Genomic DNA, 21,394 nt, shown 5'->3' with positions numbered 1-21,394 from the left:
ATTCCATTTTAGAGGGTAAGATATAAAAAGTAAAGAAGCGGCCAGCAGGCGAGGGTAGTAGAGTAGGCTTTCAACGTGCCCCTGATAAGGCAAGTGTATTCCTCCCCGGCTTGATGTCACGGAAAAAACAAGTTGTGCCGCCGGCGCGGCGTATACTTTGGGGTTTTTATTTTCAGTGTATTTCTCCCGCGTCAAGGAAATGAAGATTATAGGTTCGTGCCTCAGATGCTAAATCGCCAGACATAAATAGGGAGGTTTAATTACGGGGGATGCAGGAGTTCCCGCAAGCGTGCCAGGGCCTGACGCTCGATGCGGGAAATCTGCACCTGGGATAAACCCAGCCTCTCGGCTACTTCGGTTTGAGTCTTATCGTGGAAAAAACGCATCACAATGACCTTGCGGTGCTTTTCGGGTAATTTCATCAGCACCTCCTTGAGGGCTATTTTATCCAACCACACCGGCTCCTGTTCGTTCTCATCGCTGAGCTGATCCAATACGTAAATGGGGTCCCCGTCGTCCTGGTAAACCGTATCGTGGATGGAACCCGGGGACTGGATGGCCTCCAGGGCGGCTACGATCTCTTCCCGGGAAAGATTTAAGGCCTGGGCGATTTCATTTATCCCCGGCTCCCGTCCCAGCTTCTTGGCCAGTTCATCCCGTGTGCGGTTCACCTTGAAGGCCGTTTCTTTCAGGGACCGGCTGACCTTCACCGAGCTGTCGTCCCTTAGAAACCGTTTTATCTCCCCCAAGATCATGGGCACCGCATAGGTGGAAAACTTGACCTTGTAGCTGAGATCGAATTTGTCAATGGCTTTAATTAGTCCGATGGTACCGATTTGAAATAGGTCCTCCAGTTCGTATCCCCTGTTTTCGAAGCGCTGGACAATGTTAAAGACCAGCTTCAGGTTGCAGTTGATCAACCGTTCCCGGGCCGCCTTGTCGCCCGCCTTGGCCCGCTGCAGTAGCTCCAGGGTTTCTTCTTCTGATAACAGGGGAAAGCGAGGTAAGTTCATTTCCGAAAGGCGCAATTCCCCCGCCCCCCGCCCCTCAAGATGCCGTACTGGACGAACTGAGTTTCCGGCGCATAATTACCTTTGTGCCCCGGCCTTCTTCGGAAATAACTTCTACCTCATCCATAAAAGACTGCATGAAGGCAAAGCCCAGGCCCATCCTTTCGGGATCGCTGGAATAAGCCGGCTGCATGGCCAGGGCCACATCGGCTATGCCCTTACCGTCGTCCTCTACGATTATCTCCAGGCCTTCCCGCGTCCGGTTCACCTTCACCCGTACCCAGCCCTGAGGTCCTCCGCCGTAACCGTGGATCACCGCGTTGGCCACGGCCTCCGAAACGGCCACTTTAATCTCTTCCAGTTCGTTCAGGGTTAAGTCCGTCTGGGCTACAAAAGCCGCCACGGCCACCCGGGCCAATCCGACGTTCTCCGGGAGGCTTAGGAACTCCAGGCACATGCTGTTGGCCACTTCACCGTTACCTGGGGCCACCGGTTAAAGCACCTCCCTACCAGGAGATCTGTCGGGGTCCTCCGATACTATCTCCATCAGCTTATTGATCCCGGAAAGCTCCAAGAGCCGCCGCACCTGGGGCTGGGGTCGGCATATGACGACCTTGCCGCCCTGACGCGCCAGGCGGCGGTAACGGCCCAAAATAACTCCCAGGCCGGAGCTGTCCATGAAGGAAACCCCTTCCAGATCTAGGTACAAGATGCGGGGACGGGCGTGGTCTATACTGGCCTCCAGTTCCTGCCGCAATCGGTCGGCCGTGCCTAAATCTAACTCCCCTTTAATACGGGCCACGAGGGCCGGGCCTTCTTGACTGAAGAACACCTGCAAAAGAAAAAACCCCCCTGATCTTTTTTGTATTTCAGAAGGGTTATTTTCGCTAAAGGAGGGCCATTTTCCTGCAAAAATATGGTAAATTATTGTCGAACAGTAAAGACCGCCCGGATGGCGCGCTGGATAACCTGTCTTAGACTTGCCCGGGGTATACTTTTCTCAGCCACCAGATCGGTCCGGCCAATCTCCCGCCCCTCTTCCAGGATGATAATTTCTCCTACCTTCTGGCCCTGGACAACGGGAGCATTGATAACCCTTGGAAGCACCAGGCGGGTGGTGATAAGGCCGTCCTGTTTCACCTTGCTCCGGGGCACCACGGCTCCGACCTTGCCGGCCGCAACGACCCTTAGCTTCTCTTCTTGTCCCTTATTGGTCGCTACCTCCGCCACTACCTCGCCCGGGCCGTAGATTTTTTTCCAGGCCCACTGGCGAAAAGCCCAGTTATAAAGTTTCATGGATTCTGTAAAATGGCCCTGGGGAGTTTCTACCCCCATGACTACGGCGATGAGGCGAAGGCCGTCCCTCTCCACCGTAGAAACCAGGTTAAGCCCGGCAGCTTCAGTATAGCCTGTCTTGAAGCCATCGGTTCCCGGGTACCAGTAAAGCATTTTATTAGTAGTATCCAGTATGGTTAAGGGGTCCTGGCGAAAGGTGTAGCGCTTGATAGAAGTCCACTCGAGAATCTTGGGATATTTAAGGGCATAGCGGGCGACAAGGGCCATATCATAAGGGGTGGTATAGTGGTTCGGGTCGTGCAGGCCGTGACAATTGGTAAAATGAGTATTCTTTAGTCCCAATTCCTGGACCTTAGCATTCATGAGCTCTACAAAGGCTTCCTCCGTTCCCGCAATATGCTCGGCCACGGCGACGCTGGCATCGTTAGCGGAAGCCACGGCAAGGGCGATAAGCATTTTTTCCAGGGGAACCGTTTCCCCCTGCTCCAGGAACACCTCGGCCCCTCCGAAGCTTTCGGCCCTCTCACTGGTTTCCACCGGGTCGTCCAGGCTGGCCTCGCCCCTGGCCACGGCGTCCATGGTAACCACCATGGTCATCAATTTAGTCATGCTGGCGGGATATCCCCTGTAATGGGCATTCTGTTCCCATAAAATTTTCCCCGACTGGGGGTCCATCAGGACGGCGCCCTTAACGTTTAGCTTAAGCCCGGCCGTCCTCGTGCTGGCCGCCGTGTTCTTTTCCGTCTCCTCTTCGGCGGGGGCTGCCCCTAAAAAGGCAGGCTGCCAGCCAAGTAGAAAGACCGCAAGTAAAATCCACGCCACAGCTTTACGCACAATATCCCCCCTTATACCGGCCTGTCTCCCTTAAATTAGATATTCAGGCCCGGGGGTGAGTATGATTGTAGATTTCTCTAATTTTTTTCTGCGTGAGGTGGGTATAAATCTGGGTCGTACTGATGTCCGCGTGCCCCAAGAGTTCTTGCACCGAACGCAAGTCAGCCCCGTTTTCCAGTAAATGGGTAGCAAAAGAATGGCGTAGAGTATGAGGTGTAATGTTGCGCGGGAGCCCGGCCGCCCGGGCATAGGCTTTGATAATCTTCCAGCAACCCTGGCGGGACAACCTTTTACCCTGTTGATTGATAAATAGAGCAGTCTCCTTTCTACCCTTCAGCAGTCGGCCCCGCCCATGTTCCAGGTACGCTTTAAGGTAAAAGCAGGCCACCGGTCCAATGGGCACTACCCGCTCCCGTGCGCCCTTACCTACACACCGGACGTAGGCTTCCTGCAAGTTCACCTGGTCCACATTCAAGGACACCAGTTCTGAAACCCTCAGGCCGCTCGCATAAAGCAATTCAAGCATTGCCTTATCCCGCAGCCCGGCCGGAGTCTTGGTCCGGGGCTGGTTAAGAAGCAGTTCCACTTCTTCGACGGTCAACACCCGGGGCAACTTCCGGGCCTGGCGGGGAGATTCCATGGTAGCCGTAGGGTCGCTGGCCAAAACCCCCTCGCGAACCAAAAACTGGTAAAATGACCGTAGGGCAGCCAGGTGCCGACAGATGGTGGCCGGAGAACGACCTTGCTGCTGCAGGCGGACCAAGTAAGCAACGATTAGGCCGCGGCCGGCATCCTCCAGGGAAGTTACCTTGGCCTCGGCCAGATAGTTAAAGTATTGCTCCAAATCGCTGTGATATGAAGCCAGGGTATTCTCGGCCAACCCCCGCTCCACGGCCAGATAATAAAGAAAATCGTCCAATAGTTGCTGCAAGGCCATCACCCGCCTCCATGGCTTTTCCCATTTAATTTCCACATTTCCTGGCAAACTCCTCCATCCCGTATTAATAAAAAGGCGGGTGGTGACCTGCGAAGGTTTACTGTCCTTGGTAATACTGCCGCAGCTTGGTCAGCATCCTCTCCATAAAACCCGGTTCCAGGGTCTCGTTTTGTTCCCCGACCACTTCTTGTTGTACATCGCCGCTTGCGGGTAAACTTTGGCCGGTATGGTCCAAGGATGATTGCCCTAGCAATAAAGCCGTCCCTACTAACAACGCCGCCAGCAACCACACCAGCTTTTTGCGCCAGTTAGTGATGGTTAAGACCACCATTTTTGTGACCTCCCCTCGTTTAAAAGTACTGCAAGGCGATCCGGGCCAGCGGAGGCACTAAGTACGCCTCAATCCACCCGCTTCCCATTACTACCAGAGCCAGGAAAGCCATCGCTAATGAATACGCCACGAGCTGCCCCAGGAAACTGCCGGCCTTAAGGCCCAGGTTTCCCTTGACGAGGCTCCAGGAAAAGGAAAGGGCCAAAACCGCACCTGCGAGGATAGCAGGAAGGCGGATTATATTGCCAGGCATTACGGATAACAGGGACAGGACTATACCCTCTAAAGCCTTTTCCTGCACCAGGAAGGCCACGGTAAACCCCAGAACAAAGCCTTTGACCAGAACGGAGGCCACAATTAAAGGAGACCCTATGACCGTTAAACCTAAAATCCAGAAAAACCCTATTTCCTTGATCCCCTTTAAGGCTGCCCGGGCGGTAACGGCCCCGGCCACAGGCTCGGCCACAACAATCTGCCGGAAAAGGTTATCCAGGTGAGCGGCCAGCTCCACCTCTTGCCCTTTCCCTAAAAGCAGGACCACCGCGGCACCCAGCAAAATGCCTACCACAAAAGCGCAACCCACCAGGAAGTAAAGGGGAAGGTTCTGATGCACATGCCGGGCCAGGGCCTGGGCCATTAATACCGTCTCCTCGAAGATACCCTATTTACTGCTTTTCCTTACTAAAATGAATATGCTTGGCCGGTTACTTTATACCTCAGGGCCAGTAACCCGATTATGGTTTTGGCATCCTTAATTTCTCCTGTCCAGATCTTATTCACGGCCTCTTGCAGAGGCAGAGAAATAATCTCCAAAAATTCATCTTCATCCGGCTGGGCCTTCTCCCTTGAAAGATCCCGGGCCAAAAAAAGGTACATAATTTCATCGGAAAAACCGGGGGTGCTGTAGAAAGTTAGGAGGTGCTCCCAGCTTTGGGCTACAAGGCCCACTTCTTCCCTGAGCTCGCGCCGGGCGCAGGCCTCCGGGCTCTCCCCGGGATCGAGCTTCCCCGCCGGAATTTCCAGGGTGACCCGGCCGATGGGATACCGGTACTGTCTTACCAAGTAAACTCTTCCCTTTTCATCCAGCGCCACCACGGCTACAGCTCCGGCGTGCTCGACGACTTCCCGGCTGGCCTCCCGGCCGTCGGGCAGGGCTACCCAATCCCTGCGGAGGTTAAGGATTTTGCCTGTGTAGATTCTTTCGGATTTTAAACATCTCTCTCTGAATCTTTTCGCCTCTACCACTGCTTAAAAACCTCCCCAAAAATTTAAGAACACCCTGCAAGGGTGCTCCTTGTTGTTAGTTAATTTTCGCTCCAATACGGAGCTTGTCGGCAACCATGGCGATGAACTCCGAGTTGGTAGGCTTGCCTCGTTCCATATTAATAGTGTAGCCAAAGAATTTAGTCATCATATCCACGTTTCCCCGGTCCCAGGCCAGCTCGATGGCATGACGAATGGCCCGCTCCACACGGCTGGGAGTGGTCATGTACTTGCGGGCAATCATGGGATAGAGCTCCTTGGTAACGGCTCCCAAAAGGTTTACGTCTTCGATGACCAGTAGGATGGCTTCCCGTAAATACTGATAGCCCTTGATATGGGCCGGAACCCCCATTTGGTGAATGATTTTAGTAACTTCGACGTCCATATTGCGGTTGCGGGCCACGGGCGCCGAAGGCGGAAGGGGCTGCCCGTTGGCAAGCTGCCGCAGGCGATTACCCAGGACCTCCAGATCGAAGGGCTTGAGTATGTAGTAGTCGGCTCCCAACTCCAGAGTACGGATGGTCATGGCCTCCTGCCCCAGGGCCGTTAAGACTACTACCTTAGGCCGGGGATCGTATTCCGCGAGCTTCTCCAGCACGCCAATACCGTCCAAATGGGGCATTATAATATCCAAGACTACAATATCTGGTTCGCATTCGCGGATCAATTGCAGCGTTTCATGTCCGTTATGGGCGATTCCCGTTAAAAGGAGATCCGGTTGCTCGTTGAAATACTCCTCCAGCACCTCACAAAATTCTTTGTTATCGTCGGCCACCAGCACTTTTATGGGTTGGGTCATCTATCCATCCCGCCTCCTATATTTTCCTGCTGTTTTTCGGGCAATAATTTCGACGCCGGGGAGGGATAATCCTTCCAGTCGCAAAACTTTTGGTTGTCCGCCACCAGAATCGTTTTTCAGCTTCGTAAAAAACAAACTACCGGGAAGTTCGACAAGGACCCTCCCGGTAGTGTTTCTTGTGCCGCATTGTCTTCCCAAAGCCCGCTCTCCCTTAGCATCCATTCGGCCAGCACTCCGTAGCCCCGGGTGGGGTCGTTTACAAATACATGGGTAACGGCCCCCACCAGTTTCCCGTCCTGTAGAATAGGGCTGCCGCTCATACCCTGGATAATGCCCCCCGTCAAACTGAGGAGCCTGGTATCGGTAATGCGGATGACCAAACCCTTACCGTTAGAGTACTGCTGGGGCAAGACTCGTTCAATATATGCCTCGAAAACTTCTACCTGTTCACCGGATACTACCGTCAGGATTTCCGCCCTTCCGGGGCGCACCTGGCCGTTCAAAGCTACCGGCACCGGGCTACCGTAAGGGCCGGGTAAGGGCGTCCCGGATAGTATCCCGAAAATACCAAAAGTTGTGTTTTTTTGGATACTACCGCTAAAACTGGGGTTAGCCGAAAATAGGCCTATCTTTTCGCCCGGTTGTCCCTTCCTGGCCTGCTGGATTCCTCGGACGGCAGCTGCTATGATCCTCCCTCCTGTTATTTCTAAAGCAGAGGAACCGTATTCCGGCATCACCTTATGTCCCAGGGCACCATAAATCCCCCGGGTGGGGTGATAAAAAGTAAGGGTTCCTACTCCTGCCGTGCTGTCCCGTACATAAAGCCCTATACGGTAGCGTCCCGTTTCCCGGCAATACTCCGGCTGGACATGGACCGTGAATTTCCGTTCCCCCCTCCGCACCACTAGTTCCACCCTTCTTCCGGCTTTGCCAGCCCGGTGAATCATATCGGCCAGGTCTTCCTCACTTTTTACCTCCTGACCATTGACGGCCAGGATCACATCCCCAACTTCCAACCCGGCCCGCCGGCCCGGGTATTTTTTTTCTCCCTGGGGAGTCTCCACCCCCGCTTCCCCTACCACCAGCACCCCTTGGGTGTGCAAAAGGATGCCGATGGAATGACCGCCAGGGACTACGGCAACGGGCTTTACTACTTGAATATTGATATTTTTTAAGGGAATAATACCAAAGAGCTTCAACTGCAGGTGCAGGTCACCTGCCTCGGTGGCGCTAAAACCACCGCTTGCCCAGGCTACTTTACTTCCACCCTGAGCATCATAAACAATCCAAGCTATTTGTTTTGCCAGAGAAGGTGGTAGACGCCAGTCCAGTTGGATTTTGTCGCCCAGAACCACCTGCTGTTCTGCAGGCAGTTCAAAGAAACTGCGGACCGGCGGGGTAAAAGCACCCACCAAGACCATCAGGGCTAAGGTTATTCCAAGAATTTTCTTTTTCCAGTTTTTCAATGCTTCACCTCGCTTTTTCATAACCTCGTTTCTAAAAATAAATTAACCCCGCCCGGCCCCTTTTATGCTGTAAAAACCGGCCTATTAGCGAGGCTTGAGCTGGCAGAAGGTGAAATATCGTGCTAAAATGCTTTAATTGCGTTTAGTTGCTTTTGCCTGGTCTAGAAGCTCGCCAGCATGCTTTAGAGCTGCGGGGCTTACCTCGCCGGAAAGGAGCCGGGCCAGCTCTTCCAGGCGGTCCCGGCCCTTTAGTTCTTTTACCCGGGTAAAGGTTCTCCCTCCATGGACTACCTTACTTACATTAAAATGGCAGTCGGCTAGGCTGGCCAGCTGGGCCGAGTGGGTCACACAAAGAACCTGATGGCGCTTGCCGATGTGGGCCAGGTGCAGAGCGACGGCCCGCGCAGCCTGGCCGCCCACGCCGGCATCAACTTCGTCAAAAATGAGGGTGGGAATTTCATCAACACCCGCCAGGATGCTTTTTAGGGCCAGCATAACCCTGGCCATTTCTCCTCCCGAAGCTATCTGAGCCAGGGGGTAGCTCCCTTCTCCCGGATTGGGCTGGAAAAAGAATTCCACCGCGTCCCACCCCTGGGGACCGGGCACCTCCTTCTTCCTACAGACAATCTTTACCCTGGCCGCCGGCAGGGCCAGATCCTGGAGGGCTTTCTGTATTTCCCCTTCCAACTGCCCGGCCGCCTCCAGGCGCAATTTTCGGAGCTCCTCTGCCCTCTCCCGGTAAAGGCCCTCCAGGCGGACCACTTCTTCCTCCAAGTATTTGGCATTATCTTCTTGTTTTTCCAATTTCTCTAGGGTTGAAGCCGCCTCCTCGCGGAACCGCAGGATTTCTTCCACCGTCTCCCCGTATTTGCGCCGTAAACGCCGCAGGGTTTCCAGGCGTTCTTCGATTTGACGGATGCGGGTGGGATCCAAATCCAGCCCTTCGCCGTAGCTGCGCACGGATCTGGCCACTTCCTCTACCCGGACCCTGGCTTCGGCGAGGAAGTCCAGCCATTTGCCGAGTTCCGGGTCGATGGCCGCCATGGCCTTGAGGCTTTCTTCGGCCTGGGCGAGGAGATCGTAGACGGCCTCCCTTCCCCCTTCCGGCCCTCCAAAGAGGAGGCTGTATATCGCCTGTGCCTCCCTGCTTAACTCTTCGGCATTATTTAAGACCTGGAGTTCTTGCCGCAGTTCTTCTTCTTCTCCCATCCTTAGGCCGGCCCTGTCGATTTCTTCTACCTGAAAGCGCAACAAATCCTTCTGTCTTTCCCTCTCGCCGGGGTTGCCATAAAGCTCCGCCAGTTCTTTCTGGGCGGACCGCCACTGGCCATAGATATCCCCTACTTCCCGGCGCAAGGCTTCGAGGCCGGCAAAACTATCCAGCAATTGTAACTGGTAGCTGGGCTTGAGGAGGGACTGGTAAGCATGCTGCCCGTGGAGGTCTACCAGTTGCTGACCTACCCGCTGGTACATGGAGAGGGTGACGCTGCGCCCGTTGATGCGGCAGGTGTGACGACCGGTGCTGCTGAGCTCCCGGCTCAAGAGGAGGCTTCCATCTTCTTCCATGGGAATACCCAGCTCTTCCAGGACCCCTTCCACGCCGGTTATTCCCCGGCAATTAAAAAGCCCGCTCACCCGCGCCCTCCGGCTGCCTTCCCTCAAGTAATCCCCGGAGGCCCTCGCCCCTACCAGTAATCCGATGGCATCGATAATAATGGACTTGCCGGCGCCCGTTTCCCCGGTTAGCACGTTTAAACCGGGCCCCAGTTCGAGGTCCAGTTTTTCAATCAAGGCAAAATTCTCTATTTGCAGGAGCTGAAGCATAGGCTCCCTCCTACGAAAGCATCGTTATAAAGCGCTGAAAAATGGCGGGCACGGCGTCCTTGGGCTTGATAATAACCAGAATGGTATCGTCCCCGGCCACGGTACCGATAATTTCCGGCCATTCAATTTGATCGATACATGACGCCACGGCATGGGCGGTGCCAGGCAGCGTCCGGATAAGGATGAGGTTTTCACTGAAATCTACCTTAGCCACCGAATCCTGGAACAACCGCTGCAAACGCAAATAGGGATTGGGCCGCCGCTCTTCCGGCGGAGGAGCGTAGCGGTAGCTATTCTGCCCGGCCGGTACTTTAATCAAGCCCAATTCCTTGATGTCCCGGGATACGGTAGCCTGGGTTACTTCTAATCCCCGGGCCCGTAGTTCCTGGAGGAGCTGGCCCTGGGTCTCAATGGGTTTCTCGCCAATAATAGATAATATCAGCTGTTGCCGCTCGGCTTTTTTCATTCCCCGTCGCCAGGCTCTTCAAGGCTATGGCGGTTGCCTCCTTCCCGCAGTTTTTCCCGTACCAGGCTGTAAAAGGAACGCCCCTGCAGGCGTATGAGACGGGCGGGCACCCCCGCCCTAGAGGTGATCACTTCCTCGCCGTGGTCCAAGGGGACCCCTTGCTGGCCGTCAACGGTTAGCATTACTTCGGCTCCCGGGGCATGGACCCTAACGCGAATTTCCCGGTCTCCCCGTACTACCAGGGGACGGGCGTAGAGGGTGTGGGGACAGATGGGGGTTATAATCATTACCTGAAGCTCCGGTGACACCAAAGGCCCCCCCGCCGACAGGGAGTAGGCAGTAGAGCCGGTAGGGGAAGACACGATCAGCCCGTCCGCCGGATAGGTATCGAGATAGGCCTCGCCTACATATACTTCCAGTCTCAGCATGCGGGAAAAGGCACCTTTGGTAATAACCACATCGTTGAGGGCTGTAAAAGAAGTCCTTCTGCCGTCTCGCTCCAGCCAGGCGGACAGCATCATACGCTCCTCGATGCGGAAATCGCCTTTGATGAGCCTCTCCAGGGAGGGAAAGAGATCATTCAATTCGATTTCCGTCAAAAACCCCAGATGACCCAGATTGATCCCTAAAATGGGAATACCCATTTTGGCTACCAGCCTGGCGGCCTGTAAAAGGGTGCCGTCTCCCCCCAGGGATAGTACGCAGTCCGCCTTTGCCAACTCCTCGGCCCCAATACCCCGCTCGGGACATCCGAGCCTTTCGGCCGTGCCGGACAGCACCAGGGGCTCAACGCCCCGCTTTTCCAGCCAGTCCATCAGGTCGAGGGTTACACCGTATACCTGCGGCTTGCTATGATTGGCTATTAAAGCTATTCTCTGCAAAGGCGTCCCTCATTTCCCCCATCCACTGGCCAAGCCCAACCAGGTGATTAAGGCCCCCAGGGATCCCGCCAGGGCGTATCTCCATATCTCCGGGAGCCCCTGTAATTTATTATACCAATTGCCACCGAGGCGGAAAGATATAAGGTGCATTTTACGTCCCTGCATGTCTAATAACAGCAATCCGTGGGGCCGGTACACCAGGAAATATTCCAGGAGTTGCCTTCGGATTTCGGCTTTGCCCGGGTCTTCGCCCTGGCGCCCGCTCTTAACTTCCACAATATAGGTCTTGCGGCCTTTACGGGCGACAATGTCGGCCCGCACCGCGCCCTTATATTCCCGGCCGTCTATCACCATGACCACCGGTTCCCGGCGCTGCACGTCGACGACCCGGTAGCCTTTTTCCGTTAAAAAGCGTATGGCGTCCTTCTCCGCCCTCCGGGCCCGCCGGAGACGGGCGGCCAGCCTTTGGGCCTGGCGCCGCTTGATCCACCACGCGGCTACCAGAGCGCCGATTAAGAGCCCTAGAAGAAACAAGTCGCCGGCAACCAAAGCTTTACTCCCTTCTCCTTTTTACTTCTTCATGGGCCCGGGACACTACCTCCGGCACCAGGGCTTCCACCTCCGGCCAGGTGAGGCCGGAAACATCCACGGCCAGCCACAAGAAAAACTCCCTGTTTCCCTCGGGGCCTAAAAGGGGAGAATAGGTGATCCCTAAAAGGGAAAAGCCCTGGGCCCGGGCTCCCGAACAAACTTCCAGCAGGACCTGGCGGTGAACCCCAGGGTCGCGGACAACACCCTTCTTCCCCACCCTTTCCGGCCCTGCTTCAAACTGGGGCTTAACCAGGGCTATTACCTCGCCCCGCGGCAGAAGGCACTGCCGGACGGCCGGCCACACCTTACTTAGGGAAATAAAAGAAAGATCTAGCGTGGCTAGATCTACTCTTTCGCCCAGAATCTCCGGGGTTAAGTACCTCAGGTTTACCCTTTCGTGAACTACAACCCGCGGGTCCTGGCGCAGCCGCCAGTCGAGCTGGCCGTACCCCACATCCACCGCATGTACCCTCCGGGCGCCGTGCTTAAGGAGGCAGTCGGTGAATCCTCCGGTGGAAGCCCCGGCGTCCAGGGCTACCCTCCCCGAGGGATCTATGGCAAACTCATGTAAGGCCCCCTCCAGCTTCAAACCACCGCGGCTGACGTAGGGGGGCGAGGAAGCTAACACCTTGATCTCCGCTTCCTCCCCCACCTGGCTGCCGGGCTTAAAGAGGGCCTGTCCGTTAACTAGCACTTCTCCCGCCATAATGGCCTTACGGGCCTGCTCGCGGGTGGGGAACAGCCCCCTCTCTACCAGGAGAACATCCAATCTTTTTCTGGCTTTAGCCATGGAAGAGCTCCTTTGTTTCCTTTCCACCTGCGGCAGGGGAACCCCTTAACATTTTCTCCACCTCGTCGGCTATGGCCGAGGGTACCAGCCCTAAATATTCCCGCAACAAGCCGGGACGGCCGTGGGGCACAAATACGTCCCCGACGCCCAGACAGCGGACCTTTACTCCCCCGCATCCTGCCGCCGCCAACCCTTCCAAAACAGCGCTGCCGAATCCCCCGGCCACTACATGTTCTTCTAAGGTAACCACATGGCCCGTACGCCGCGCCCAGGCGATAATTAAGTCCATATCCAGGGGCTTCACGAACCGGGCGTTGATGACCGCCGCTTCTATACCGCGCCCGGCCAACTCCCCGGCCGCCTCCAGGGCAGCATGGGCCAGGGGGCCCAGGGCTACAAGGGCCACGTGGTTTCCCTCCCGCAGTACCTCGCCCCTGCCCAGGGGGAGCGGCCGGGCGTGCCCTTCTAGGGGTACTCCCACGCCTTGTCCCCGGGGATACCGGATAACCGCCGGACCTTCAACCCGGATGGCCGTAGCCAGCATATGACGTAGCTCCTGCTCGTCCTTGGGAGCCATAAACACAAGGCCCGGTATGCACCGCAGCAGGGCAATGTCGAAAAGGCCGTGGTGGGTTTCCCCGTCTTCACCCACGAGGCCTGCCCGGTCTAACACCAGGGTTACCGGCAATCCCATCAGGGCTACGTCATGGATTATCTGATCCACTGCCCGCTGGATGAAGGTCGAATAAATAGCCACCACGGGCTTCAAACCCATGGCCGCCAGGCCGGCGGCCAAAGTCACCGCGTGCTGTTCGGCAATGCCCACATCGAAAAATCGCCGGGGGAACCGCCGGGCAAAGGGTATGAGGCCGGTGCCGTCCGGCATGGCAGCCGTAATGGCTACAATGCGCTCATCTTCCTCGGCCTGGCGCACCAGCTCGGCGCCGAAAACAGATGTAAAGGTCGGAGGGCCCGTCCGCTCTATAATCTCCCCCTTTTGGGGATCGAAAGGACCGACTCCGTGGAAAACTTCGGGCCGGGCCTCGGCCGGAGGATAGCCCTTCCCTTTACGGGTGAGGACATGGACCAGTACAGGCCCCCGAGTGCGCCGGGCCTGTTGCAATATTTCCCTTAGCTGCACTATATTATGCCCGTCCACCGGTCCCAGATAAGTAAAACCCAGTTCCTCAAAAAGCATACCTGGTATTACCAGGTACTTGAGGCTGTCCTTCAGGCGCTCCATTAAGTTCAGAAATTTGGGGCCGACACGGGGGAGGCGCTTTAATATCTTCTCCAGTTCTTCCTTGCTCTGGGAATAGCGGGGATCGGTACGCAGGCGGGATAGGTAAGACGCCATGGCGCCTACCGGCCCGGCAATGGACATCTCGTTATCGTTTAAAACAACAATCAGGTCGGTGCCCAGATGCCCGGCGTGGTTCATGGCCTCAAAGGCCATGCCCCCCGTAAGGGCCCCGTCGCCGATTACTGCTATTACGTGAAATTTCTCCCCTGCCAGATCGCGGGCCAGGGCCATGCCCAGGGCAGCTGAGATAGAAGTGCTGCTGTGGCCGGTGTTGAAGGGGTCATGGGGGCTTTCGCTTCTTTTGGGGAAGCCGCTCAATCCACCGAATTGGCGCAAGGTGGCAAACCGGGAACGGCGGCCGGTCAGGATTTTGTGCACATAACACTGGTGCCCCACGTCCCAAATGATCTTATCCCGGGGGGAATCGAAGGTGGTATGGAGGGCCAGAGTCAGCTCTACGACCCCGAGGTTGGGGGCCAGGTGGCCCCCGTTCCGGGCCACCACTCTAACCAGCTCCTCGCGTATTTCGCCGGCCAGGGCTTCCAGTTGGGATAAAGTTAAAGATTTTAGATCTTCCGGTGAAGTAATCCGGTCCAGCAGTTTCATTTCAGCTTACCCTTCTGCAACCTTTCCTTTACTAGGGGCCTTCCGGTGATCCCCTCCATGGCCGCTATGGCGCGGCCCACCCAGAACACTATCTCTTCGGCCTCACTCAAGGCCATCCTTTTACCCACAGCCTTCCCGCCCACGGTAAGGGCGGCTATGACGGCCGTCATAGCGGTACCCAGCAGCGCGTCCTCGGCCTCAGCACCTGCCAGCCGAAACAGGATGCCGGCGCCGATGGCCCCGCTTAAGGTTCCACATATATCGCCCACCACGTCGTTGGCAAAACTTGCCACTCTATCTGCGTTGCGTAACAGCCAGATGGCTTCTTTCGCACCGGGGATCTTGCGGGCCGCTTTGGCGTGGAAGGGGGGTTCAACGGCAGCTGCCACGGCAGTACCCAGAATATCAAAGAGAATACCGGTGAGAATTATGACTATTAAAAGGGAAAAAGAAACGATGAGGGACCCCATGCGGCCGATAAAGGTTTGGGAGACGTAGCCTATTATCAATGTTAAAAAAAAAGTAGTCGCGCCTACGCTCAGGGCATTGCGCCAGGGGCGTCGCCCCTTATTACTTCCCAAGTTTTTTGCCCTTTCCCCCTATGTACCCTTTATAGTATGTACCCTTGATAGATAGGTGGGTGGCAACCTGCCAGGTAAAGGCTGTGGCTTAGGTCCAGTAGGATTTCCCGGCAACCTACCGCACGTCGCCGTGGCGGCGGTTTCCCTTTAAAGGTTGCCCTGTAACGTCGCCGTATACAGGACTGGATTACCACTTAGCACACACTTCAATCCCTGGCAGGCCTTACCAAAGCGTAAGCAGCCTAGGAGTTTTCCTCGACAGTACCGTCCGTTCCCTAGCCTCTTTTGCAGCTGTGGTTTCAACTGGACTGCCCGGGCTCCGGGCGGCGGAGCCGGGCAGCAGCCCGTAAATTTACCGGGCCGGTTTCCACCACAACCGCTCAAGGCAGGCTACGCTGCAGCCAGCACCCTTCTGTACCGACTGCAGGTTTCTACCCCAAGCCATAGTACTCGTCCCCGCCGGGACTTTCCCACGCACTTGGGTCTCCGCGAAAGGAGGGTCCACGCCTACATGCCATTGTAGATCGCCCTCCTTCCTTAACTCCCAGCACCAACCCCCGACTGGGCGTCGGCAGCCAGCACCAGGAACTTCATCGGTGTGCCCTTGACGGATTTTTAGGCCCGTCTTCAGGAACGGCGGCACTGACTAGGATACTGCGCCACCCACCGACCCTATAGATCGCCTTGCCCGGGGGACCCGCTCCGTTCCCCCTCGCAGGGTCCAATGTACATTATACGCCATAATCACCGCCCGCAGCAAGGCGCGAAAGCGCGGGGCAATCCACCCCTAGGGCCGAGTCGGGGGGTTCCCGCATGGGAACCCCCGCTCACACCATGTACTTGACCCAAGCGTCCCCTCGCGCCGCCTGGCTAGCTCTGGCGATCCACCACATAGTGCGCCAAGGCGGCCAGGGGCCACGCCCTCTCCCCGAGTTCTTCGGCCGTCCTCCTCGCCCGTTCGGCCAGTTCCCACGCCCGACGCCGGGACTCTTCCAGACCGAAACAGGCCGGGTACGTAACCTTTTTCTTTTTTAAGTCACTGCCAACGGGCTTCCCCGTTTGCGCCGTGTCCCCCAGGATGTCCAGGAGATCGTCCACGATTTGAAAGGCCAGTCCTACGTCTTCGCCGTATCTGGTCAGCTTTTCCAATTGTTCGTCAGTGGCCCCGCCCAGGATGCCCCCCAGCCGGAGGCAGGCCCGGATGAGGCTGCCGGTCTTGTGGCGGTGGATGTAATCCACCAGCCGGGGATCGGGCTCCTCCTCCTCGGCCAGCAAGTCTACCACCTGGCCGCCCACCAGGCCCCGGCTACCCGCCGCGAGGGCTAACTCCTTAACGGCCGCCACCGTCGCTTCCGGGGTGCTGCCGGCTTCCACCTGCCTGGCCAGCAGCCCAAAGGCTTCCGTCAAAAGGGCGTCTCCGGCCAGAATGGCTATGGCTTCCCCGTATACTTTATGGCAGGTCAACCGCCCGCGCCGGTAGTCATCGTTATCCATGGAGGGCAGATCGTCGTGGATGAGGGAATAGGTATGGAGGAATTCCACTGCGCAGGCCGCCGGCAGCAGTCCCTCGGCGGGATAGCCCACCGCCTCTCCAGCCGCCAGCACAAGAATGGGCCGCAGCCTCTTCCCTCCCGCCAGCAGGCTATAGTGCATGGCCTGGTGAATCAGAGGGGGATAAGATTGGGGGCCGGGCAAATTGGCCTTAAGGGCTTCCTCGATAAGCCGTCGGCGCTGGGATAAATACGCTTCCAGGTTCATCTTTCCGCCGCTCCCGGCAGCTCCAGCTCCCGGGCCTCGAGCTCACCATCCTCTTCGGCCACCAGTACCTGGAGCTTGTTTTCAAAGCGATTGAGCTCCTGGCGGCAAAAGCGCACCAACCGGATACCTTCCTGGTAGTACTCTAGCGCCTGTTCCAGTTTTAAGTCCCCACCTTCCAGGGACTGGACCACAGCTTCCAGGCGGGCCAGAGCCTCTTCGAAGGTCAGTTTGCCTTCTTCTGCCAACTCAATTCCCCCTCCACTTCTTCTACTACACACTGCAGGGCGCCCCTGTGCAGGATTACCTCCACCTTCTCCCCGGCCTGCACTTCCCGGCCGGAGCGTATTACCGTCCCGCCGGAAGCGCGCCGGCACACGGCGTAGCCCCTTGCCAGGACGGTTAAGGGGCTGGCCGCTTCCAGGCGCGTTATCAGCAGTTCCATGTGCCGCACCTTTTCCTGCCAGTTGCCCTGCCATGCTTGTACAAGGCGTTGCTCCAGGCCGTCCACATACTGCTGGCGCCAGTAAATTTCATGCTGCGGCCGGGCCAGGCCGCGGCTTCTGGCCAGGTGCTCTACCTTTTCTTTTAGGTAGCCCACCCGCTGGAACATGCTCCGCCGGAGGCGGCCGTAGAGGTTCAGGATTTCCCGTTCCAGCTCCGTCCGCACCGGCACGGCCATTTCGGCGGCAGCCGAAGGGGTCGGAGCTCTCCGGTCCGCCACCAGGTCCGCGATGGTATAATCTGTTTCGTGTCCGACGGCGGCAATAACCGGGATGCGGGAGGCGTAAATGGCCCGGGCCACGGCCTCGGTGTTAAAGGCCGACAGGTCTTCCGCCGAACCGCCTCCCCGCCCGACTATAATAACATCCACCTGTCCCCAGCGATTTAACTTTTCCAGGGCGGCCACAATTTCCGCCGCCGCCGTTTCACCCTGTACCGAGGCCGGGGCCAGGACGATGCCCATCCCGGGATAACGGCGCCGGATTACTGTTACGATATCCCGCCAGGCCGCACCGTTTAGGGAGGTTACCACCCCTACCCGGCGGGGAAGCCGGGGAAGGGGGCGCTTGCGCCTTTCGTCAAAGAGCCCCTCCCTTTCCAGGCGTTTCTTCAGCTCCTGGAGGGCCATCTCCAGGACTCCTATCCCTGCCGGGAAGAGGTCCTGGACGTAGAGCTGGTACAGGCCGTCGCGCTCGTAAACGGACACATAGCCCCGCGCCACGGCCTGGCCACCGTTTTCCGGCCTGAACCTCAAAGCACGGCAACGGCTCTGGAACATGACGCACCGGAGGGTCGCCGCCCTGTCCTTGAGGCTGAAGTAGAGATGGCCGGATGAGTGCCACTTCAAGTTCGAGATCTCGCCCTTGACCCACACGTTGGCCAGGGAGCCGTCACCGTCCAGGAGGCCCTTTATATGGGAGGTAAGCTCGCTGACGCTTAAGACGCGCTGCCGTACTATCACGCCCGCCTGGCGGCCTCCACCGTATTCTTGAGGAGCATGGCAATGGTCATGGGGCCTACACCCCCGGGAACGGGGGTAATCCAGGAGGCTTTCTGACTGGCGCTCTCAAAGTGCACGTCGCCCACCAGTTTTCCATCCGGCATGCGGTTAATGCCCACGTCGATAACCACGGCGCCCTCCTTAATCATGTCGCCCGTTATGAGCTCGGGCTTGCCCACGGCGGCCACCAGTATGTCGGCCTGCCGGCACTCCGCAGCCAGATCCCTGGTGCGGGAGTGGCAGACGGTGACCGTGGCGTGACGGGCCAGAAGCATCATGGCCATGGGTTTGCCTACAATGTTGCTGCGGCCCACCACCACCGCCTTCTTACCGCGGGGATCCACTCCGATTTTATCCAGGAGAACCATGCAGCCATGGGGAGTACACGGGTAAAAGCACTCATCGCCGATGACCAGATTGCCCACATTGGCCGGGCTAAAGCCGTCCACGTCTTTGTTGAGGGCAATGGCGTCGATGACCTTTTTCTCGTCTATGTGGTCCGGCAAGGGCAACTGAACCAGAATACCGTGGATCTTCGGATTGTTGTTCAGCTGGGCTATGAGCTTGAGGAGCGCGTCCTGGCTGGTCTCGGCCGCCAGCCGATGAACCTCCGAATAAATCCCCACTTCTTCGCATGCCCGGTGCTTGTTGCGCACGTATACCTGGGAGGCCGGGTCGTCGCCCACCAGAATCACGGCCAGCCCGGGAGTGACTCCCCTGGCCTTTAGCTCGGCCACCTCACGTTTAACCTCTTCCCGCACCTCCGCGGCTATTTTTTTGCCGTCGATGATATTAGCCATTCCTTTTCTCCCCCTTTTGTCGCAGATAAGCATCAATAGCCCGGGCCGCCTTCTTGCCGGCCCCCATGGCCAGGATAACCGTTGCCGCTCCGGTCACAATATCGCCACCCGCAAAAACGCCCTCCCGGGAGGTGGCACCTGTCTCTTCGTCCGCCGCAATGGTCCCTTTCTTGGTGAGTTCCAGACCGGGCGTCGTCTGTAAAACGAGGGGATTGGGGCCCTGTCCGATGGCTATCACCACGGTGTCCACTTCCATATGGTATTCGGATCCGGGGATGGCCACCGGGCGCCTCCGTCCGCTGGCATCGGGCTCTCCCAGCTCGTAGCGGATGCAGGTCATGCCCGTAACCCAGCCTGCATCGTCGCCGTGAATCTCCACCGGGCTCGTTAATAGGTGGAACTCCACCCCTTCTTCCTTCGCATGCTCCACTTCTTCCTTCCTGGCGGGCATTTCCTCGGCCGAACGGCGGTAAACTATCATGGATTTTTCGGCTCCCAGGCGCAGGGCCGTGCGCGCCGCGTCCATGGCCACGTTGCCTGCGCCGATGACCGCCACCCTACGGCCCACTTTAATGGGAGTCAAGTGTTCCGGGAAGAGGTAGGCCTTCATCAGGTTGGTCCGGGTGAGAAACTCGTTGGCCGAATATACCCCCAGGAAATTCTCGCCCGGGATCCCCATGAAGTGGGGCAATCCGGCGCCGGTTCCGATGAAGACGGCATCATACCCGTTCTCCAGCAGTTCATCCACAGTCACCATCTTGCCCACTACTGCATTAGTCCTGATGTCTACCCCCAGGCGCCGGATATAGTCGATCTCCCTTTGGACAATCCTTTTAGGCAGGCGGAACTCCGGAATACCGTACATGAGCACTCCGCCCGGTACGTGGAGGGCCTCAAAAACCGTAACCTGATGGCCCATCCTGGCCAGATCGGCGGCCGCCGTCAGCCCGGCCGGCCCCGAACCGATGATTGCTACCTTAAAGCCGGTGGGAGCCGCGGGAGCCGGCGGTGCTAGCTCGCCCTGGCTGAGCTGGTAATCCGCCACAAAGCGTTCCAGCCGGCCGATACCAACCGGATCGCCCTTTTTGGCCAGGGTGCAGTACTTCTCGCACTGGTTTTCCTGGGGACACACGCGGCCGCAAATGGCCGGGAGGTTGTTCTTTTCTTTGATCTTCTCAATGGCCCCGGCAAAATCTCCCTCCTTGATGCGGCCGATAAAGGCGGGAATATCGATTTCTACCGGGCATCCCTGGCGGCAGGGAGCTTTCTTACATTGTAGACACCGTTCTGCTTCCTGTATAGCCATTTCCTTCGTGTAGCCCAAAGCAACTTCCGCAAAATTGCGGATGCGTTCCCCGGGGGGCTGGGAAGGCATGGGAGTCTTGTGGGTGCTTACCGGCATTGACAACCACCCCTTTTCTCCTGGTGAAAGGCTAGGGCCCTGGCTTCCTCATCCCTGTACATGCGGAGCCGCCGCAGGGCCAGGTCCCAATCCACCTGGTGCCCGTCAAACTCGGGCCCGTCTACACAGCCGAACTTGGTTTCTCCGCCAACGCTCACCCGGCAGGCGCCGCACATGCCGGTACCGTCCACCATAATGGGATTCATGCTTACAATAGTAGGCACCTTAAAGGGCCGCGTCGCCTCCGAGACGGCCTTCATCATAACCACCGGTCCGATCCCCCAAACCCGGTCCACCTTCTTCTCCTGGAGGACCTTGACCAGAAGGTCGGTCACAAAACCCTTGTGGCCGTAGGAACCGTCGTCCGTGGATACCAGGAGTTCATCCGATACACTTCTCATTTCTTGCTCTAGAATCAAGAGTTCTCGGGAACGGGCGCCTATTATGGAGATGACCTCGTTGCCCGCCTCCTTAAGGGCCCGGGCTATGGGATAGATGGGCGCTACGCCCACCCCGCCTCCTACGCATACTACTCGCCCGTAATTCTCGATCTCCGTGGGACGTCCCAGGGGACCCACAAAGTCGAGGAGGGTATCCCCTTCCTCCAGCCGGCCCAGCTGCTGGGTCGTGTAGCCCACTTCCTGGAAGATGGTGGTAACGGTGCCTTCGTCTCGATTGAAATCGGCAATGGTCAAGGGAATGCGCTCGCCCGGCTCATCAATGCGTAAGATAATGAACTGGCCTGCCTGAGCCTTGCGCGCCACGTCCGGAGCCTTGACCTCTAACAGCTTAATGCCCGGAGCCAGTATCCTTTTCTTAACTATAGGGTACATGTCTTCTCCCTTCCCTCCCACAATTAAGTAAGACTTTTTCTGGCTCACTTTTTTATAATTCTGCTTAAAACGCCATATTCCTGCTGCGGGCTTCCCCCCAGTTCCCTTGACCTGCCTAGAGA

23 protein-coding genes are annotated in these 21,394 nt (G+C 57.4%); all 23 read right to left on the bottom strand.

Going from position 1 to position 21,394, the window contains the following annotated elements; genetic code table 11:
* Nucleotides 1–260 precede the first annotated feature (260 nt).
* Complete coding sequence (gene sigF, locus TAMC210_RS08425; protein ID WP_173298713.1) at nucleotides 261–1,013, bottom strand: RNA polymerase sporulation sigma factor SigF; 753 nt, start codon at nucleotides 1,011–1,013, stop codon at nucleotides 261–263.
* A gap of 34 nt (nucleotides 1,014–1,047) precedes the next feature.
* Nucleotides 1,048–1,467, bottom strand: coding sequence for an anti-sigma F factor (gene spoIIAB / locus TAMC210_RS08420; RefSeq protein WP_173298712.1), 420 nt, complete (start codon nucleotides 1,465–1,467; stop codon nucleotides 1,048–1,050).
* Between the two features lie 36 nt (nucleotides 1,468–1,503).
* Nucleotides 1,504–1,842, bottom strand: coding sequence for an STAS domain-containing protein (locus TAMC210_RS08415; protein ID WP_254388628.1), 339 nt, complete (start codon nucleotides 1,840–1,842; stop codon nucleotides 1,504–1,506).
* 92 nt (nucleotides 1,843–1,934) lie between these two features.
* Entirely contained in the window at nucleotides 1,935–3,140 is a 1,206-nt protein-coding gene (locus TAMC210_RS08410) for a D-alanyl-D-alanine carboxypeptidase family protein (protein WP_173298369.1), read from the bottom strand.
* A 43-nt stretch (nucleotides 3,141–3,183) separates the two neighbouring features.
* A complete protein-coding gene (gene xerD / locus TAMC210_RS08405) occupies nucleotides 3,184–4,071 on the bottom strand; it encodes a site-specific tyrosine recombinase XerD (protein ID WP_254388627.1) in 888 nt (295 codons plus the stop codon).
* Nucleotides 4,072–4,174: 103 nt separating this feature from the next.
* A complete protein-coding gene (locus TAMC210_RS08400; protein WP_173298368.1) occupies nucleotides 4,175–4,408 on the bottom strand; it encodes a hypothetical protein in 234 nt (77 codons plus the stop codon).
* 19 nt (nucleotides 4,409–4,427) lie between these two features.
* Nucleotides 4,428–5,045 carry a stage II sporulation protein M gene (gene spoIIM / locus TAMC210_RS08395; protein ID WP_173298367.1) on the bottom strand — a complete coding sequence of 206 codons (618 nt, stop codon included), beginning with the start codon at nucleotides 5,043–5,045 and terminating at the stop codon, nucleotides 4,428–4,430.
* Nucleotides 5,046–5,089: 44 nt separating this feature from the next.
* Nucleotides 5,090–5,653, bottom strand: a complete 564-nt coding sequence (locus TAMC210_RS08390) for an NUDIX domain-containing protein (RefSeq protein ID WP_173298366.1) — start codon at nucleotides 5,651–5,653, stop codon at nucleotides 5,090–5,092.
* Nucleotides 5,654–5,708: 55 nt separating this feature from the next.
* Nucleotides 5,709–6,470: a sporulation transcription factor Spo0A gene (gene spo0A, locus TAMC210_RS08385; protein WP_173298365.1), complete on the bottom strand. Its 762-nt coding sequence runs from the start codon at nucleotides 6,468–6,470 to the stop codon at nucleotides 5,709–5,711.
* 116 nt (nucleotides 6,471–6,586) lie between these two features.
* A complete protein-coding gene (spoIVB, locus tag TAMC210_RS08380) occupies nucleotides 6,587–7,936 on the bottom strand; it encodes a SpoIVB peptidase (RefSeq protein WP_173298364.1) in 1,350 nt (449 codons plus the stop codon).
* A gap of 132 nt (nucleotides 7,937–8,068) precedes the next feature.
* The gene (gene recN / locus TAMC210_RS08375; protein WP_173298363.1) at nucleotides 8,069–9,760 is read right to left on the bottom strand and encodes a DNA repair protein RecN; all 1,692 of its coding nucleotides are present in this window, start codon (nucleotides 9,758–9,760) and stop codon (nucleotides 8,069–8,071) included.
* A 10-nt stretch (nucleotides 9,761–9,770) separates the two neighbouring features.
* Nucleotides 9,771–10,226 carry an arginine repressor gene (argR, locus tag TAMC210_RS08370; protein ID WP_173298362.1) on the bottom strand — a complete coding sequence of 152 codons (456 nt, stop codon included), beginning with the start codon at nucleotides 10,224–10,226 and terminating at the stop codon, nucleotides 9,771–9,773.
* The gene (locus tag TAMC210_RS08365; RefSeq protein ID WP_173298361.1) at nucleotides 10,223–11,107 is read right to left on the bottom strand and encodes an NAD(+)/NADH kinase; all 885 of its coding nucleotides are present in this window, start codon (nucleotides 11,105–11,107) and stop codon (nucleotides 10,223–10,225) included. The genes argR and TAMC210_RS08365 overlap by 4 nt, the downstream gene beginning before the upstream one ends.
* A gap of 9 nt (nucleotides 11,108–11,116) precedes the next feature.
* Nucleotides 11,117–11,656, bottom strand: a complete 540-nt coding sequence (locus TAMC210_RS08360) for a hypothetical protein (protein WP_173298360.1) — start codon at nucleotides 11,654–11,656, stop codon at nucleotides 11,117–11,119.
* Between the two features lie 4 nt (nucleotides 11,657–11,660).
* Nucleotides 11,661–12,488 carry a TlyA family RNA methyltransferase gene (locus TAMC210_RS08355; protein WP_173298359.1) on the bottom strand — a complete coding sequence of 276 codons (828 nt, stop codon included), beginning with the start codon at nucleotides 12,486–12,488 and terminating at the stop codon, nucleotides 11,661–11,663.
* On the bottom strand, nucleotides 12,481–14,397 hold the full coding sequence (gene dxs, locus TAMC210_RS08350) for a 1-deoxy-D-xylulose-5-phosphate synthase (RefSeq protein ID WP_173298358.1): 1,917 nt from the start codon (nucleotides 14,395–14,397) through the stop codon (nucleotides 12,481–12,483). The genes TAMC210_RS08355 and dxs overlap by 8 nt, the downstream gene beginning before the upstream one ends.
* Nucleotides 14,394–14,978 carry a hypothetical protein gene (locus TAMC210_RS08345; RefSeq protein ID WP_173298357.1) on the bottom strand — a complete coding sequence of 195 codons (585 nt, stop codon included), beginning with the start codon at nucleotides 14,976–14,978 and terminating at the stop codon, nucleotides 14,394–14,396. The genes dxs and TAMC210_RS08345 overlap by 4 nt, the downstream gene beginning before the upstream one ends.
* 870 nt (nucleotides 14,979–15,848) lie before the next feature.
* Nucleotides 15,849–16,736 carry a polyprenyl synthetase family protein gene (locus tag TAMC210_RS08340; RefSeq protein ID WP_173298356.1) on the bottom strand — a complete coding sequence of 296 codons (888 nt, stop codon included), beginning with the start codon at nucleotides 16,734–16,736 and terminating at the stop codon, nucleotides 15,849–15,851.
* Nucleotides 16,733–16,981: an exodeoxyribonuclease VII small subunit gene (gene xseB / locus TAMC210_RS08335; protein ID WP_173298355.1), complete on the bottom strand. Its 249-nt coding sequence runs from the start codon at nucleotides 16,979–16,981 to the stop codon at nucleotides 16,733–16,735. Before xseB ends, TAMC210_RS08340 begins: the two co-directional genes overlap by 4 nt.
* Nucleotides 16,960–18,198, bottom strand: a complete 1,239-nt coding sequence (gene xseA, locus TAMC210_RS08330; RefSeq protein WP_254388596.1) for an exodeoxyribonuclease VII large subunit — start codon at nucleotides 18,196–18,198, stop codon at nucleotides 16,960–16,962. Before xseA ends, xseB begins: the two co-directional genes overlap by 22 nt.
* Nucleotides 18,195–19,037 carry a bifunctional methylenetetrahydrofolate dehydrogenase/methenyltetrahydrofolate cyclohydrolase FolD gene (folD, locus tag TAMC210_RS08325; RefSeq protein WP_173298354.1) on the bottom strand — a complete coding sequence of 281 codons (843 nt, stop codon included), beginning with the start codon at nucleotides 19,035–19,037 and terminating at the stop codon, nucleotides 18,195–18,197. Before folD ends, xseA begins: the two co-directional genes overlap by 4 nt.
* Complete coding sequence (gltA, locus tag TAMC210_RS08320) at nucleotides 19,030–20,439, bottom strand: NADPH-dependent glutamate synthase (RefSeq protein WP_173298353.1); 1,410 nt, start codon at nucleotides 20,437–20,439, stop codon at nucleotides 19,030–19,032. Before gltA ends, folD begins: the two co-directional genes overlap by 8 nt.
* A complete protein-coding gene (locus TAMC210_RS08315; protein ID WP_173298352.1) occupies nucleotides 20,430–21,272 on the bottom strand; it encodes a sulfide/dihydroorotate dehydrogenase-like FAD/NAD-binding protein in 843 nt (280 codons plus the stop codon). The genes gltA and TAMC210_RS08315 overlap by 10 nt, the downstream gene beginning before the upstream one ends.
* Nucleotides 21,273–21,394: the final 122 nt, after the last annotated feature.

Origin of the sequence: Thermanaeromonas sp. C210 (genome assembly GCF_013167955.1) — a bacterium.
Taxonomy (GTDB): domain Bacteria; phylum Bacillota; class DSM-521; order Neomoorellales; family Neomoorellaceae; genus UBA12545.
Note: the sequence above shows the minus strand (reverse complement) of the source record. Positions and strands in the feature narration are given on the sequence as shown.

Excerpts from the sequence above, each read along its gene's own strand:
- TAMC210_RS08315 (WP_173298352.1), bottom strand. The coding sequence starts at position 21,272 with ATGTACCCTATAGTTAAGAAAAGGATACTGGCTCCGGGCATTAAGCTG.
- TAMC210_RS08400 (WP_173298368.1), bottom strand. The coding sequence starts at position 4,408 with ATGGTGGTCTTAACCATCACTAACTGGCGCAAAAAGCTGGTGTGGTTG.
- sigF (WP_173298713.1), bottom strand. The coding sequence starts at position 1,013 with ATGAACTTACCTCGCTTTCCCCTGTTATCAGAAGAAGAAACCCTGGAG.
- recN (WP_173298363.1), bottom strand. The coding sequence starts at position 9,760 with ATGCTTCAGCTCCTGCAAATAGAGAATTTTGCCTTGATTGAAAAACTG.
- folD (WP_173298354.1), bottom strand. The coding sequence starts at position 19,037 with ATGGCTAATATCATCGACGGCAAAAAAATAGCCGCGGAGGTGCGGGAA.
- TAMC210_RS08355 (WP_173298359.1), bottom strand. The coding sequence starts at position 12,488 with ATGGCTAAAGCCAGAAAAAGATTGGATGTTCTCCTGGTAGAGAGGGGG.
- spo0A (WP_173298365.1), bottom strand. The coding sequence starts at position 6,470 with ATGACCCAACCCATAAAAGTGCTGGTGGCCGACGATAACAAAGAATTT.
- gltA (WP_173298353.1), bottom strand. The coding sequence starts at position 20,439 with ATGCCGGTAAGCACCCACAAGACTCCCATGCCTTCCCAGCCCCCCGGG.
- spoIIM (WP_173298367.1), bottom strand. The coding sequence starts at position 5,045 with ATGGCCCAGGCCCTGGCCCGGCATGTGCATCAGAACCTTCCCCTTTAC.
- dxs (WP_173298358.1), bottom strand. The coding sequence starts at position 14,397 with ATGAAACTGCTGGACCGGATTACTTCACCGGAAGATCTAAAATCTTTA.
- TAMC210_RS08340 (WP_173298356.1), bottom strand. The coding sequence starts at position 16,736 with ATGAACCTGGAAGCGTATTTATCCCAGCGCCGACGGCTTATCGAGGAA.
- spoIIAB (WP_173298712.1), bottom strand. The coding sequence starts at position 1,467 with ATGTGCCTGGAGTTCCTAAGCCTCCCGGAGAACGTCGGATTGGCCCGG.
- argR (WP_173298362.1), bottom strand. The coding sequence starts at position 10,226 with ATGAAAAAAGCCGAGCGGCAACAGCTGATATTATCTATTATTGGCGAG.